This is a genomic window from Mesorhizobium sp. M0052 (genome assembly GCF_040323255.1).
Lineage (GTDB): Bacteria > Pseudomonadota > Alphaproteobacteria > Rhizobiales > Rhizobiaceae > Mesorhizobium.
This window is the reverse complement of the sequence record NZ_JAMYUS010000010.1, coordinates 172,277-187,410: the sequence shown is the minus strand read 5'-3', so window position 1 is coordinate 187,410 and position 15,134 is coordinate 172,277. Positions and strand designations below refer to the sequence as shown.

The 15,134-nt window shown below is 63.3% G+C and carries 14 protein-coding genes; 7 read left to right on the top strand and 7 right to left on the bottom strand.

Annotated features, from left to right (window positions below; all coding sequences use genetic code 11):
- Positions 1-48: 48 nt before the first annotated feature.
- The 4 genes from NKJ77_RS16070 to NKJ77_RS16055 form a co-directional block, all read right to left on the bottom strand.
- Positions 49-1,296, bottom strand: coding sequence for an ABC transporter substrate-binding protein (locus NKJ77_RS16070; RefSeq protein WP_023830370.1), 1,248 nt, complete (start codon positions 1,294-1,296; stop codon positions 49-51).
- A 115-nt stretch (positions 1,297-1,411) separates the two neighbouring features.
- Positions 1,412-2,557 (bottom strand): ABC transporter ATP-binding protein, encoded by a 1,146-nt coding sequence (locus NKJ77_RS16065; RefSeq protein WP_352535446.1) that lies wholly within the window; start codon positions 2,555-2,557, stop codon positions 1,412-1,414.
- A gap of 89 nt (positions 2,558-2,646) precedes the next feature.
- On the bottom strand, positions 2,647-3,597 hold the full coding sequence (locus NKJ77_RS16060; protein ID WP_023830369.1) for a PfkB family carbohydrate kinase: 951 nt from the start codon (positions 3,595-3,597) through the stop codon (positions 2,647-2,649).
- A 3-nt stretch (positions 3,598-3,600) separates the two neighbouring features.
- Positions 3,601-4,401 (bottom strand): beta/alpha barrel domain-containing protein, encoded by an 801-nt coding sequence (locus NKJ77_RS16055; RefSeq protein ID WP_023709984.1) that lies wholly within the window; start codon positions 4,399-4,401, stop codon positions 3,601-3,603.
- A gap of 162 nt (positions 4,402-4,563) precedes the next feature.
- Between NKJ77_RS16055 and NKJ77_RS16050 the strand changes: the two genes are divergently transcribed.
- From NKJ77_RS16050 to NKJ77_RS16040, 3 genes are all read left to right on the top strand, one after another.
- Positions 4,564-5,325, top strand: coding sequence for a DeoR/GlpR family DNA-binding transcription regulator (locus tag NKJ77_RS16050; RefSeq protein ID WP_023692210.1), 762 nt, complete (start codon positions 4,564-4,566; stop codon positions 5,323-5,325).
- A 255-nt stretch (positions 5,326-5,580) separates the two neighbouring features.
- The gene (locus NKJ77_RS16045; RefSeq protein ID WP_023830368.1) at positions 5,581-6,729 is read left to right on the top strand and encodes a Gfo/Idh/MocA family protein; all 1,149 of its coding nucleotides are present in this window, start codon (positions 5,581-5,583) and stop codon (positions 6,727-6,729) included.
- Between the two features lie 14 nt (positions 6,730-6,743).
- Entirely contained in the window at positions 6,744-7,724 is a 981-nt protein-coding gene (locus NKJ77_RS16040) for an alpha/beta hydrolase (RefSeq protein ID WP_023830367.1), read from the top strand.
- On the opposite strand, the gene NKJ77_RS16035 is transcribed toward NKJ77_RS16040, so the two are convergent.
- Positions 7,712-8,776, bottom strand: a complete 1,065-nt coding sequence (locus NKJ77_RS16035) for a LacI family DNA-binding transcriptional regulator (protein WP_031194612.1) — start codon at positions 8,774-8,776, stop codon at positions 7,712-7,714. The two genes, NKJ77_RS16040 and NKJ77_RS16035, sit on opposite strands and share 13 nt — an antisense overlap.
- 226 nt (positions 8,777-9,002) lie before the next feature.
- On the opposite strand from NKJ77_RS16035, the gene NKJ77_RS16030 reads away from it, so the two are divergent.
- Complete coding sequence (locus NKJ77_RS16030; protein ID WP_352535445.1) at positions 9,003-10,388, top strand: FAD-binding oxidoreductase; 1,386 nt, start codon at positions 9,003-9,005, stop codon at positions 10,386-10,388.
- A 13-nt stretch (positions 10,389-10,401) separates the two neighbouring features.
- Here the strand turns inward: NKJ77_RS16030 and NKJ77_RS16025 are convergent, their stop codons facing one another.
- Positions 10,402-11,046 (bottom strand): YjbE family putative metal transport protein, encoded by a 645-nt coding sequence (locus tag NKJ77_RS16025; RefSeq protein ID WP_352535444.1) that lies wholly within the window; start codon positions 11,044-11,046, stop codon positions 10,402-10,404.
- 257 nt (positions 11,047-11,303) lie between these two features.
- Here NKJ77_RS16025 and NKJ77_RS16020 point away from each other — a divergent pair, with 257 nt between their 5' ends.
- The 3 genes from NKJ77_RS16020 (at position 11,304) to NKJ77_RS16010 (ending at position 14,492) form a co-directional block, all read left to right on the top strand.
- The gene (locus tag NKJ77_RS16020; RefSeq protein ID WP_352535443.1) at positions 11,304-11,945 is read left to right on the top strand and encodes a ThuA domain-containing protein; all 642 of its coding nucleotides are present in this window, start codon (positions 11,304-11,306) and stop codon (positions 11,943-11,945) included.
- A 139-nt stretch (positions 11,946-12,084) separates the two neighbouring features.
- A complete protein-coding gene (locus NKJ77_RS16015) occupies positions 12,085-13,191 on the top strand; it encodes an OmpA family protein (RefSeq protein WP_352535442.1) in 1,107 nt (368 codons plus the stop codon).
- 56 nt (positions 13,192-13,247) lie between these two features.
- Complete coding sequence (locus NKJ77_RS16010) at positions 13,248-14,492, top strand: caspase family protein (protein ID WP_352535458.1); 1,245 nt, start codon at positions 13,248-13,250, stop codon at positions 14,490-14,492.
- A 58-nt stretch (positions 14,493-14,550) separates the two neighbouring features.
- On the opposite strand, the gene NKJ77_RS16005 is transcribed toward NKJ77_RS16010, so the two are convergent.
- On the bottom strand, positions 14,551-15,114 hold the full coding sequence (locus NKJ77_RS16005; protein WP_023735648.1) for a DUF6931 family protein: 564 nt from the start codon (positions 15,112-15,114) through the stop codon (positions 14,551-14,553).
- Positions 15,115-15,134 lie beyond the last annotated feature (20 nt).

The following is a 15,134-nucleotide window of genomic DNA, read 5'->3' as shown; positions in this document are numbered from 1 at the left end:
CCGAGGCCGGGACACCCGGTGGAAGATAGCAAACGGGCAATGGGCCGCTCAGAATTTCGCCATCCAGCCCTTTTGAGCGTTGGTTGCGGCTTGTTCCGGAGACTGCTCGCCGGCAAGCATCTTCTGAGCCTCCACGTCGAACTGGGTCATCAGGTCTTCAGCCACCGGCAGGCCCGTGAACTCGTTGGCGAGATAGCCGGTCTTGAAGATTTCGAAAGCCTTGGCGAAAGCCTTGTCCGAGGTCACGAAATCGGGCTTGGCGTTGACGTTGCCCGGGAAGGCGTTTGCAAGCGACACGAGCTTGGCATTCACCTTTTCGCTCATCAGATATTGGACGAGCTTCCAGGCTTCATCCTGATGTTTCGAGGCGGCGGAGATGCCGATGCCCCAGGAGGCGTAGGGAAGGCCGCGCTTGCCGCTGTAGTCCGCCACGACCGGGACCGGGATCAGGTCGAAGTTCAGCTTGGGATTGCGTTTGCGGATGAGGTTCACATGCGCAAGCGAGTCGATCATCATTCCGACCCGATCGTTGACGAATTCCTCGACCTTCTCCTGCTCGGTCTTGGTGGCAATGCCGGGCGAGATGACGCCGGCGTCGTTCAGTGATTTGACGAAGGTGAGCATATCGACGACCGGCTTGCCCTCGAGAGCCGGCTTGCCCTCAACCATCATCGATTGGCCCGAGGCCCAGACCCACGACATCAGGTCGTTCTGGACACCGGACGGCGTTTGCAGCGACAAGGGCAGCACCCAGCCATACTGGTTCTTGTCGGCGTGGGTCATCTTCTTGGCGGCTTCGAGAAACTCCGCGCGGGTCGACGGCAGCTTGGTCACGCCTGCCTGGGCGGCGAGGTCCAGATTGACGAAGACCGGATAGACGAACGAAGCCACGGGAAACATCACCGCCTTGCCGTCCACCTTGATGATATCAGCGACCTGGGTCTTGTCGAACCCGCTCGCATCCATCATCGGGTTCATGTCGGCCAGCGCACCCTGCGCGTTCAGATTGTTCACCCAGGCGCCGTCGAGACCGACGACGTCGCTAAGCGTTCCGGTTGCGGCGCCGACCGAGATCTGGTCTCGCGTGGTCGCATAGGGACCGCTGACCAGCGTCACCTTGATGCCGGGGTTTGCAGCCTCGAAGTCGTTCATGATTGCCCTGAGCGATCCCGCCGGCAATTCGGGCTCCCACCATTGGGTGAATTCCAGCGTCGTGTCCGCCATGGCGCCGGTTGCACCAAGCAACCATGCGACCGCGGCTATTTTCAGCATCGCGGGTCGTATCCGAAACATCATTTTCTCCTCCTTCTTCAAGATCGGCCGCACAATGCGGACGATCGTCTGTTCATTCAGAAGCCTTCTTGTATCTTCCGCAGGCACCTCGCTCCCGCCCGCGGTCTTCCGCAGATCTTCAGATCGCCAGATGCGTTTCGGGATCGAAGAAATGGAACTTGGCATCATCCACGGCCAACCGGATTTCCGAGCCGAAGCGGACGGCGCTGATCGGCTCGAACCTCGCCACCGCGTTCGACGCCAGGCCGAAATCGTCCACCGCATCCGGATCGCCGGAGTCCACCCGGACCGCGTCGATGTTCATGTGGACGATCTGTTCGGAGCCGAGTTCCTCGATCGAGGTCACCCTGGCCGGTATCGTCTGATACTTGCGACCGGATTCAAGGCTGCTGTCATAAAGATCCTCCGGTCTGATCCCGAACACGACCTTGCGCCCCGCATACGACCTCAAGGCCGGCCTGCGCACGAAGGCTGCATCCTGCAGCCGGACGGCGAAGTCGCGAAAAGCGAGCTCGCCGCCCTTCAGGGTCGCCTCGAAAAGGTTCATCGAAGGAGAGCCGATGAAGCCGGCAACGAAGGCGTTAACCGGCGATTCATAGAGCCTCTTGGGTGTGTCGACCTGCTGCAGCACACCGCCTTTCAACACCGCGACTCTGTCGCCCATCGTCATCGCTTCGATCTGATCGTGGGTCACGTAAATGGTCGTGACGCCGAGCTGCTTTTGCAGGCTGGTGATTTCGGCGCGCATTTGCACGCGCAGTTTCGCATCCAGATTGGAAAGGGGCTCGTCCATGAGAAAGGCGGCCGGCTCGCGCACCATGGCGCGGCCCATGGCAACCCGTTGACGCTGCCCGCCTGACAGGTTCGCGGGTTTGCTGTCCAGCAAAGACGTCAGCTGAAGAGTTTTGGCGATCTCGTCCACGCGCTTCTTGCGCTCGGCCTTCGGCTTGCCTGCCAGCCGCATCGAAAAGGCGATGTTTTCGGATACCGTCATATGCGGGTAGAGCGCGTAGCTCTGGAACACCATCGCGATGTCGCGGTCCTTGGGCGGCATGTCGACGACGTCGACCCCGCCGATCCGAAGGCTGCCGCTGGTGATGTCTTCCAACCCCGCGATCATTCGCAACGCCGTGGATTTGCCGCAGCCGGAAGGCCCGACGAGGATCAAGAACTCGCCGTCCTTGACCGACAGGTTCAACTGGTCGATTGCGCGAAAACTGTTCCCGTAGGTTTTGCAGATCTTCTCAAGAATGACTTCTGCCATATTCCTCCCTCCACAAGTATAAGCCCTGATTTTTATGATTCTCCTGGGCTTGTGTTCGCCTGCGAAATGTTTCGTCGGATCGTTTCAGGTCATGCTCCAGCATCCACATGCGCATTTTTCAGGTCGACTGCTGACGGCGCGTTCGCCGATGCCAGGAGTTGCGTGACCTGGTCCTCGGTCGGAAGCGCCTCGCGCCCGCCACGCCCCGTTATCGAAACGGCCGCCGCCGCGGCCGCGAATGCGATCCGGCCCGCGGTGTCGGCTCCGCGCGTCAACGCATGGGCATAGGCGCCATGAAAGCAGTCACCCGCGCCTGTGGAGTCGACGACCGCAACCCGGTGCGGGGGCAGGTGCCAGAGACCTGTCTCTTCACGGCCGCGATAGTACACACCCCTGCCTCCATCGGTCAGAACCACGGCGGATCGCGATGGCAACCACAAGACATCGAGCATCTCGGCAGGCGATCGGCGCCCCGTGGCAGTCCGTGCAAAGCTAAGTGGAAGAATGAGATGGTCGCAGAGCGCGATCAGCCGCTCCGTGGCGGGGCCGCTGCTCCATTCGATATCGCCGAGGATCGCAAGGCCGAGATCGCGAGCCCGAGCCACGACATCCAGCGACCCGGTCGCATAGCTATCTACGATCAGGACGGTTGCGCGGCTGAGGATATCGTCCGGAAAGTCCGGAGCGGTGCCCAGCATCGCATCGTCGTCATACGCGATGAACCTTTCCCCGTCCGAGCCGACGGTGATCCGCGAGTGCACCGGGCGCGCGTCGGGATGGCGCGGCGCGAATGCGGTTTCGATACCGCTCGCCACGAGATCGAGCAGAACGGCGTCGTCCGCGGCACTGGCCAGCCATCCGACGAACCCGGCGGTTCCGCCGAGCCGCGCGACGGCGGCAAGCGCCGTCGCGACATTTCCCCCGAAAGCGCGGGTACTTTGCAGAACCTTACCCTTGCCCGCCGACAATGGCTGATCGACGTAGACGATGTCGTCTATCGCAATAGCGCCGAAGCCGAGGGTGGCGGGGACGGTGGGCATCGTTCAGGCACCCGCCTTCGCCAGGGCGTCTTGCGCCGAAAGGCCGTCATGGATGACGCCGCGAAAGGCAAGCGCTGCCTTCTCCGGATCGCCGTGCCCCCAGAGATTGCGGCCGACCACGGCGCCGCGCGCGCCGGCACGGATGGCATCCGCCGTCTGCTGAAGCGCGCCGAGCAGCGTATCGGTCTTTGGACCGCCCGCGATGACAACCGGCACCGGGCAGGTCCGGACGGTCTCCCGGAACGACTCGAAATCGCCGGTGTAGCCGATTTTGATCACGTCGACGCCGGACTCGTAACCGATGCGCGCCGCATAGGCGATCTCGTCGGGGGTGAAGACGATCTTTGCCCCGTCGGTGAAATCGCGAGGGTAGATATGCGCCACCACAGGCATGCCGTAGCGGGCCGCTGCATTCACCGAATCGGTCAGCCAGCGTATGTATTTGCCCTCCGTCGCGCCGCGCACCGGAATGGCCACGGCCAACGCATCGGCCCCCGCGCGCACCGCGTCCTCGGGTGTTGCGATCAACTCGCTGATGCGATCGTCCGCAGTGAAGCAGCCCGCCTGAATCACCAGGGAAGCTTTGCCCGCATATTGCGGCCACAGATGGCGCGCGCTGCCAGGCTGAATGCTGACATAGTCGGGTTTGCCCGCCATGACGCGTGCGAGCGCACCCGGCAGGTCGGCAAGGCCGCCTTTGCGCACGTCGCCATAGCCGACGAAGTGGTCGACCGCGCCGCCAAAGAGGTTCCCCGATGGATGCGAGAAGAGGCGCGCGAGACGCACCTTGGTTCCTAGGCTCATGTGTGCAAAATTCCCTGATCGGTTGATTTAAAAATGCTCAATCCAGTGTTTCCGAAAGAAAAAAGAAAAACAATCTTTTGAAAGCTTTCGAATCTGCATATTTCCGGTAAGGTGAGCCGAGGCCGGCGCGATTGCTCGGCGCAGGCAGGCAAGGGCCGGGCAATGTTGTCGGAGCAGAGACGCCAATCGATCCTGGGCGAGGTGCAACGCAGCGGACAGGTTCGCATCAAGGACCTGTCGGACGGGTTTGGCGTGTCGGAGGTCACCGTGCGCTCCGACCTCGAAATACTGGACCGCAAGGGACTGCTGACCAAGACCCGTGGAGGGGCGGTGACCCGGACCACCGATTCGACGACGGCCGCGTTCGCCCGCCGGATGCAAACGAACCTCGACGCAAAGAAGCGCATCGCCCGGGCGGCGCTGGACCTGTTCGAGGACAACCAATCGGTCATCTTCGACGGTGGCTCGACCTTGATGCAGCTTGCCATGCAGTTACCGCCGCTCAGCAATGTCGTGGTCGCGGCCACGGCCATGAACATCGTGCAGCATCTTATGCATCGTCCCGGGCTCGACGTTCATATGATCGGCGGCCGGGTCTATCCCGACACGGTGAGCACGCTGATCACCGATGCCGATACGGCTCTCGGCGGCCTGGTAGCGCATCAGGTCTTTGTTGGAGCGCATGCGATAGACTCGTCACTGGATGTGGTCGACGTGAACGAAGACATGGCGCGAACGAAGCGAAACCTCGTTCGCATGGCCCGGCGCGTTGTCCTGCTCGCCGATTCGAGCAAATGGGGCGTCAGCGGGACGTCCAAGGCATTTTCGCTGTCGGCCGTCGATGTGGTGATCACCGACGATGGCCTGCCCGGTCCAATACGCAGCGAGCTTGATAGGATCGGGGCCAAGGTGATCTATGCCTGAACCCATCCCGGTCTCTGATGCGCGACGGAAAGCGCGCATGACCCACGGGCTTCGCAGCGGCCGTCGGCCGTTTTTCATGCCGGTCATGTTCTCCTCCTCACGCTGGCGGCCTCCCAATCCTGCGCCAGAACTCTCACATGCTCTATAAAAATTTTACGCGCGTCAACATTTAAAGTCCTGTATAGCGGATTGCGGGGGGTCGTGGGAACTGCAACGGTTGCGCAGCATGCCCTTGGCTTGGGAGGAAAGCTGGAAATGCACGGAAAATCAGAGACAAAGCTCGGCATCGGTGTCATCGGCTGCGGCAACATCTCGATGACCTATCTGCGCAATGCAGCGCTCTTCGGTGGTGTCGAGCTACGCGCCTGCGCCGACATTTCCGCTGACATGGCTGAGCTGCGCGCCAGGGAATACGGCATCCGCGCCCTGGGCGTTGACGCGCTGCTGGCCGACCCCGATATCGACCTCGTGCTGAACCTGACAATCCCCGCGGCGCATTTCGATATTTCGTTGTCAGCGCTCTCGGCGGGCAAGCATGTCTTCACCGAAAAGCCGCTGGCAACCTCTGCCGCCGACGGCCGCCGCCTTGTCGCCGAGGCCGCGAAGCGCGGCCTGCTGATCGGCTCGGCGCCGGACACATTCCTGGGTGCAGCCGGCCGCCGCGCGCGCCGGCTGATGGATGACGGCGCGATCGGCAAGCCGGTGACCGGCACCGCTTTCATGATGGGACGGGGCATGGAGCACTGGCATCCCAATCCGCAATTCTATTATCAGCCCGGCGGCGGTCCGGTGTTCGACATGGGTCCCTATTACCTGACCGTGCTGGTCAACCTGCTCGGGCCGGTCGAGCGCGTCATGGCGATGGCGACGCGCGGCCAGGAGGAGAGGCTGATCACGGCCGACGGGCCGTTCAAGAACACGACATTCAAGGTCGGCACGCCGACCAACATAATATCGCTGCTCGAATTCCGCTCGGGCGCCACCGTCACCTTCGGCGCCTCCTGGGACGTGTTCAAACACTCCAACCATCCGATCGAACTGCACGGCACCGAAGGCTCGCTCAGGCTGCCCGACCCCGACACGTTCGGCGGCACCGTTTCGCTGTCGGAGCGTGGCGCCGACTGGGCCGATTTCGCCAGCGAGAGCGAACTCTATGGCGACCGCAACTGGCCCTATTCCGCGCCCGACCGCGCCAATTACCGCATGCTCGGCGTCGCCGATCTGGCGCGCGCGCTGGCCGCGGGCAGAAAGCCGCGCGCCTCCGGTGAGCTGGCGCTGCATGTGCTTGAGATCATGGAGGCGATCCTGGCTTCGGGCGAAAGCCGTGGCTCGGTTGCCGTCAACGGCACGGTCGACCAGCCGCCGCTGCTTGGCGAAGACGAAGCCGCAACCCTGCTTGCCTGACGGGAGATTCGTCCGTGACATCGCCACCGTCCCCGTCGACACTCGATCCGGAGGCCCGGCATGTGCTCGAGCTCGGCAGCCAGGCCGGCGCGCCGCCGTTCGAAACGGGAACGCCTGAGCAGGCGCGCCGTGCCTACAATGAAGGCTTCCCGACCCTGCAAGGCGAGCGCGAGCTGGTCGCGTCGATCAGCGAGCGCATCATTGCAGGACCCGGCGGTCCGCTGAGGCTCAGGATCTATCGCGGGCAGGGCGCGCCTTCGGCAGGCGCTCCGGCGCTGCTCTATCTCCATGGCGGCGGCTGGGTGATCGGCAATCTCGACTCGCATGACGAGATCTGCCGCTGGTTCGCCAACGAGGCAGTCGCTGTCGTCGTCTCCGTCGACTACCGGCTGGCGCCGGAACACAAGTTCCCGGCGGCAATAGAGGATTGCCGAGCGGCACTTGCTTACATGCAAAGCGCCGCGGACGAGCTCGGCATCGAGGCTGCCCGCATTGCGGTTGCCGGCGACAGCGCCGGCGGCAATCTCGCTACGGTGCTCGGCCTGCTCACGCGGGGGGACAAAAATCCGCCGGCAGCGCAGCTTCTGTTTTATCCCAACACCGATGCCGGGCAGACGACGGACAGCTATCGCCGCTTCGCCATAGGCTTTGGCCTGACCGCCTCGACCATGGCCTGGTTCCGCGACCATTATATCCGCAATGCCGCCGACATCGGCGACTGGCGTACCTCACCGCTGAAGGCGGAAAGCCTCGCCGGTGCGCCGCCCACCTTCATCGCCATCGCCGGTCACGACATCCTCGCCGACGAAGGCGAGGCCTATGCCAGGCGTCTGCAGCAGGCCGGCGTGCCGGTCGTGCTGGAACACTGGCCCGGTCAGATCCACGGCTTCGTCTCGATGGGCCGTCACGGCCCGGCAGCGAGACAGGCGGTTGCCGCCGCCATTGCCGCGTGGCGAAGCTTCGATCCTGCCTTTGGAAAGGCTCAAGCGGACTGACGCATCACCAGGGCGGCGTCGAGGCTGACCTTCGGCGCGACGTTTGCCCTATCCTCGTTGAGCAAAGCGAGCAGTGTCTCGACGCTGCGCCCCGCCATGGCGGCAAAATCCTGCGCGATGGTGGTCAGTGCGGGGCAGGTGTAGCGGCTCAGCGGATGGTCGTCATGGGCGGCGATACGCAGGTCGCAATCGGCCTTGCGGCCGATCTTCAGCCCTTTCGCGAAGGCTGCCGCCATCACGCCGAAGGCCAGGCGGTCATTCGCACACAGTATGGTCTTGCCGGGCAGACCCCCGGTCTTGCCGGGCAGACCTCTGGTCTTGCCCGGCAGGCCGCTGGCCCCGAGCATCTGTTCCATCTGCTCGTAGCCGATGCGCTCGAAATCCCATGTGTAGTCTCGGGTGTTGCCGATAACCACCGGCTCCTGGCCAAGCTGACGCATCGCGGCGACGTAACTGTTCAGGCGCTCCGGCGAATTGTGATTGACATGCGGGATGTCGAAATAGACCGGGGCGTCGCCGGAGCGGCAGAGATAGTCGACGATGGTCGAGACGCTCTGGGCATTGTTGTTGCCGACAAAGGGCGTGCCGCCTTCAAGATAGGTGTCGAAATAGACGACCGGCATTGTCTGGGTCAGCTTCTCCAGCGTGCGCCGGTCCGAGCGCAAGCCGAGCGGCGCGATCAGCGCGCCCGAAACTTTCAGCGACAGGATGGTACGTGTCGCCTCCATTTCGAGCTCGGTCGAGCCATGCGAGGAGATGACGATCGGCCAGTAGCCCTCGTCGCGCAGCCGAAGTTCGATGCGGCTGACCATTTCGGAATAGAAGGGGTCGGTGACCGTCGGTACGACAATGCCGATGGCGCGGGTGCGCTTGCGGTTGAGGTTGCGGGCAAACAGATTGGGCTGGTAGTCGGACGACCGCAACGCCTCTTCGATGCGCTTGCGCGTTGCCGGCTTGACGCTGGTCGGATCGTCGAAATATTTCGACAGCGTCGGCCTGGAGACGCCGCAGGAGCGGGCGAAATCCTCCATCGTCTTGTGCGTCATTGGCATTCAATCCTCGTCTGGCACGCGCCAGAACCTCGGTCATCCCTTGACGCTGCCCACGGTCCTGCAGCCGGCGCGTCTGCCACGCAACGGCAGACGAAATTTACAGGAAACGTCAGTGGGTTCAACGCGCAATGACAGATTATACCGTGCGTAAATTTGTTCAATTGACGCGAAAATTGTCGCGCATCAAAGTCTCGGTCACAAAGAGCGCTGAAACAGTCCAGGCACCATGACACAACAGATCGATCGGCTTCTTTCCCAGCTTTATCGTCGGCTCGATGCCGCCGCGGTTGTGATCGGCGATGCTATCGATCCGCGCTACAGCGACGACCTCTCCGGCAAGGGCGGCGGCCAGCCCGAACTGGTCTTGCGTCCGCGCAACGCCGCCGACGTCGCCGAAATCCTGCGCCTATGCAGTGGTATCGGCCAGAAGCTGGTCGTCCATGGCGGCCGCACCGGGCTGGCCGGCGGCGCGCGCGTGCAGCCGGGCGAAGCGGTGCTGTCGCTGGAGCGCATGACCGCGGTCGAAGCGCCCGACCGCGCCGCGGCAACCATCATCGCGGAAGCCGGCGCGCCGCTGCAAATGGTGCAGGAAGCGGCCGATGCGTCCGGCCTGATGTTCGGCGTCGATATCGGCGCGCGCGGCACGGCGACGGTCGGCGGCAACATCGCCACCAATGCTGGCGGCATTCGCGTGCTGCGCTACGGCATGTACCGCGCCCAGGTGCTGGGGCTGGAGGCCGTGCTTGCCGACGGCTCGATCCTGACTTCGTTGCGTGGCCTGGCCAAGGACAATTCGGGATACGATCTCAACCAGCTTTTCATTGGCAGCGAAGGCACGCTGGGCGTGGTTACTCGCGCCTGCCTGCGGCTGCATCCCAAGCCCGCCACCGAGGTTGCCGCCTTTTGCGCCCTTGGCTCGCTGGGGGCCGCCATTGCGCTGCTCGACCTGCTCAAGCAGCGGCTCGGTCCCTTGCTGTCAGCCTATGAGGTGAATTTCTCGCCGCTCTACGGCTCCATGATTGCCGGCATGGCGGCGCCGGCGCCGCTGCCGGCCGGCGCGCCGGTTTACGTGCTGGCCGAGATCCAGGGCAATCAGGCCGAGCTGGACGGCGAGCGTTTCGCTTCGGTGCTGATGCAGGCGGTCGAAGACGGTATCGTCGCCGACGTGGTCGTCTCGCAGTCGCCACGCGAATTCCGTGCGCTATGGGATGTGCGCGAAGAGGCCAACCGCTTCCTGTTTGCGATCGAGGGCATGATCGGCGTCGACATCAGCATCCCGTTGGCGACCATGGCGGGTTTCCTGCGCAACGCCGAAGCCGCGATCCACGCCGTCGACAGCCGCGCCGAGATCTACGTCTTCGGCCATCTCGGCGACGGCAATCTGCACTATCAGGTCGACACCACGGAACCGGCGGCCGCCTATGAGATCATCTATCGCGGCGTGGCGGCGTGCGGTGGCGCCGTCTCGGCCGAGCACGGCATCGGCCTCGACAAGAAGAAATGGCTGAACCTCGTGCGCAGCGACGCCGAACTATCAGCCATGCGCCGGCTGAAGGTGGCGTTCGATCCGCACAACATTCTCAACCCAGGGCGGATTTTCGATATCATTTGATCGCCAGGAGGATCTAGCTTGCAACTGGCGAGAGCAGCGCGTGGAAGTCGACCGTTCTCATCTGCTCGACGCCGTCCAGAGTCATATTTCCCGCGACATAGACGATGATTGCCAGACCGAGCCAGCCGATCCAGCGATACCTGGCAAGCAGCGCCGCCACCAGCGTCGAGGCGACCGCCATCAGAACCACCGACAGGATGAGACCGAACACCAGCGCATTCATGTCGTGGGCGGCGGCGCCCGCCACGGCCAGCACATTGTCCAGCGACATCGAGACATCGGCGACGACGATCTGCAGGATCGCGGTGCGCAGCGCCTTGGCCGGCCGCGCCGTCGCAAGTGCTGCGGCTTCAGTGTCGACGTCCTCGCCGTCGCCGGCCGAGCGCAACTCCTGGAACATGTTCCAGCACACCCAGAACAAAAGCATGCCGCCGACCAGCATGATCCCAGGAATTTCCAGCAGCTGCACCGCGATCACCGCAAAGACGATGCGGATCACCGCCGCCGCGGCAATGCCGGCGATGATCGCCTTCTGCCGCAACGCCTTGGCGAGGCCTGCGGCCGCCATGCCGATCACCACGACATTGTCGCCAGACAGCACAAGGTTGATGGTGATGACTTCCAGATAGGCGGCGACAGTCGTCTGGTCGAAACTCATAGAGCGGTCTCCCCGGAAGGCTCCGGCTGGTTGCGGCGGATCGGACCGATGTCTGCGCAAACGCGAAGACAGCTGATTTGAGTGCAGCCCGGCATTGAAACAAGACGCCAGCGCGGCCAATCGGTCCTCATCCACGGAATTCATCGCCGGGTCGTGATTTCCGACCAGAAATGCCCGTCCCAGAATGCCCGTCATGGAAGGGAAGACAAAAGCGTTCCGCTTGCCTATCAATATTGCCGACCAAAGGAGAGACGAGCATGAGCAAGACGGCACTGATTTTCTGGGGCGGATGGGAGGGTCACACGCCGGCCCGCAGCGCCGCTGTCGTCAGCGAGATATTGACCGGGCATGGCTTCGAGGTGCGGATAGAAGAGGGCACATCCGCGCTCGCCGATCCGCAGCTCCCGGTCATCGATCTTATCGTGCCGGTGATCACCATGTCGACGATCGAGAAACCGGAGCTGCAAAACCTCACCGCCGCCGTCAGCGGCGGAACCGGCCTTGCCGGCTTCCACGGCACAATGGGCGACAGTTTTCGCAACGAGCCGAACTATCAGTTCATGACCGGCGGCCAATGGGTCGCGCACCCCGGCGACATCATCGACTACCGTGTCGACATCATCAGCGACGATCCGATCGTCAGGGGTATCGAGGGTTTCGCCTACCATTCCGAGCAGTATTACATGCATGTCGACCCGAGCAACGAGGTGCTGGCGACGACGACGTTCAGCGGTGAGCATCTCGACTTCATCGACGGCGTCGTCATGCCCGTGGTCTGGAAGCGCCGCTACGGCAAGGGCCGCGTCTTCTTCAGCGCGCTCGGCCACACGGCGGATGAGTTTTCCGTGCCGCAAATGCGCACCATCTTCGAGCGCGGGGCGTTGTGGGCCAGCCGGTAACCGGGGCCTGTCCGAGCAAGCAACGGCGATATCACGCCTCCGCTACTCGCTAAGCCGCGGCTAACGCTCTATGCTGGCTGAGGTCACGGCGTTCGACCGCCGTCATCGCAACTGAAATGTGTTGTCACGGGGGACATGCATGTTCGGGGTCGTCGGATTAGTAAGGCATGGAAAGTCGTCGCAGCGCTGGCGTCCGCCCGCTCTGGTGGTCGTGGTGTTCGGTCTGTTGCTGCTTACGCCGCAGGCGGCCAACGCGCAGCCGCACTGGACGCTCGATCCGGCGAATTCGACACTCACCTATCAATCGGTGAAGAAGAACACCATTGTCGAAACCAACAAGATCAGGAACCTCTCGGGCACGCTGACATCGGATGGCGCCGCCAAGGTCACGTTCGACCTCAACTCGGTCGACACCGGTATCGACCTTCGCAATGTCCGCATGCGCTTCCTGTTCTTCGAAACCTTTAAATTCCCGACGGCGGAAGTGACGGCGAAAGTCGATCCCGCCGCTTTTGCCGATCTCGCCACCAAACGGCGCATGAGCGCGCATATCCCGTTTCGCCTGAGCCTGCACGGCGTCGACAAGGACCTTGAGGCCAATGTCGTGGTCACTATGATCACCGACAGCATGGTGTCGATCGCCTCGGAGGCGCCGGTCGCCGTGCATGTCGAGGATTTCGGCCTGTTGCCCAACATCGAAAAACTCCAGCAGGCGGCCAATGTCAGCAGCATCGTGCCGACGGCTTCGGTGTCGTTCGACTTCGTCTTCACCGCTGACGGGGCCAAGCCGGCGGCGGCGCCTGCCGTCGCAGCCGCAGCCCCAGCCGATGCCGGGCCGGTCGCCACAGATGCAGGCAAGACGTCCTTCAGCGACGATGAATGCCTGAACAGGTTCGAGGTGCTGTCGCGCACCGGCGCCGTCTATTTTCGCCCAGCCAGCGCTCGGCTCGATGAAAAGAGCCGCCCGCTGCTGGCCGAGGTAGTCGGCGTCGTCGGCAAATGTCCGAAACTGAAGGTCGAGGTTTCGGGCCATACCGATTCCGACGGCTCGCCGACGGCCAACAAGAACCTGTCGGAACGGCGCGCCAAGACGGTCGCCGACGCGATCATCGCTGCGGGCATTCCATCGGCGCAGATCACGGCTTCCGGCTATGGCGAGGAAAAGCCGGTGGCGCCGAACGATACGCCGAAGAACAAGGCGCTGAACCGGCGGATCGAGTTCTCCGCCACGCCGCTCTCCAACTAAGCCGGTCCTTAACTGAGAAGGCCCGTCAACCGAAAAGGAATCCGGTGCGTTTGGACATGATTGCAAGTTGCGGCAACTTCATGCGCGGCATCGGCCTCGCCGTGCTGGCGCTTGCGTTGACCATGACCATTACCATGACCGCGGCCAGTGCCGAACGCCGCATCGCCCTGGTGCTCGGCAATTCCCACTACCGGAACGCGCCGGTGCTGCCCAATCCGGTGAACGATGCGCAGGCAATGTCCGATCGCCTGAAGGGGCTGGGCTTCGAAATCGTCTCCGGCCTCGATCTCACCAAGGCGCAGACGCAGGAAAAGATCGCGCAATTCGCCAGGCAGGTGCGTGGCGCCGATATCGCGCTGTTCTTCTATGCCGGTCATGGCCTGCAGGTCTCGGGCAGGAATTACCTGCTGCCTGTCGATGCGGCGCTGGAGGACGAGACCTCGCTGGACTTCGAAGCCGTGCAGGTGGACTTCATCCTGCGGCAGATGTCGCGCGAGACCAGCATCAGGCTGGTGTTCCTCGACGCCTGCCGCGACAACCCGCTCGCCGATGTGCTTGCCAAGGAGACCGGCGGCGACAGCACGGCAAGCAGCGGCCTTGCCGAAATACCGATCGAGAATGGCGGCGCCGGCACGCTGATCGCCTTCGCTGCCAGTCCCAACCAGCTCGCCTATGACGGACCGGGCGAGCACTCGCCATTTTCGGCGGCGCTGCTTGCCCATATCGGCGAGGTCAACGTCTCGATCACCGAAGCGATGAACCGGGTTACGTCGGATGTGTTCAAGGCCACAGCCGGACGCCAGCGGCCCTGGATCAACGTTTCGCTGACCACCGATGTCGTGCTTCACAAGGTCGATCTCAAGGCGCCGCTGATCGTCGGCGATTCCGGCCCGGCTGCGCCCGAAGGCGATACGCAGGCGCGCACCGGCGCGGCCGCCAATCCGCCGGGTACGGACGCCGGCGAGCAGGCGCTGGAACAGCTGCGTGAGGAAATTCCGAAGCTGGGCTCGGACGCGCCAATCCTTTTCGATGTTCCGGTCAATTTCGGCGACCCGGCGATCGACGGCAAGAGCATCGCCCAACTCATCCAGGGCAAGCCGCACTTCAGTCCGGTCGAGGGCCTGGAAAAGTCCGTCTGGGACAACCAGTGCAGCAATTGTCATCAATGGACCGAGGAGCGGCTGTGCGACCAGGCCAAGACCTACGTCACCAATGATGTCTCGGTGTTGCGCCTGCAACACCCGCTGGGCACGCGCTTCAAGGTGGCGCTCGGCAAATGGGCGCAAAACGGCTGCAAATGAGACCGCCAACAATGGGTTGGATCAGATTTCAATGAAATCTCATCACGATCCAGAGCAATCAGGCTCGGCGCAGCGCCTCGGTTTCGGCCAGATGGATGCCCATTTCGACAAAGGCGGTGAGCACGGAGAAACGGTCCGCCACCGCAACCCGCGCCAGTCCGGCCAGTATGCCGGCATTGACGGCATGCGCAGCCGGCAGCGGCCGCAGCCTTGACCCGTTGGTCTGCGGCGTCAGGCCATTGATGTGCCGTTGCGCCGCTAGCGCGATCCAGCCGGCAGGCGTGTGCTGCTGCGTCATCGCCGCCCCGGCGACAGCCTCCCGGCGGGTTGCATTGTTGGGGTCGCCGACCCACTCCTGGATCAGTGCCAGCGTTGCGAGGTCCTGCTCTTCGAGCAGCTCGGTCAGATGCCCCAGGCACTCATGGCCCCACCAGATTGCGGCCCGGTCAGGCAGGAGATAGGCGCAAAAGGTAATCGCTTCCTCGGGGATGCGCCCGGCCATCAGCCGGCGGCAGAACTCGAGCGAGGGTTGGTCGGTCGGAACGGCCGTCATGTCCCGAGCGACAGCCGTGTTCGCGGCGAAGAGATCGCGTGCGGTCTGGAATCGAAGCCCGTTGACCATCGCTGCTGTTATCCTCCCCC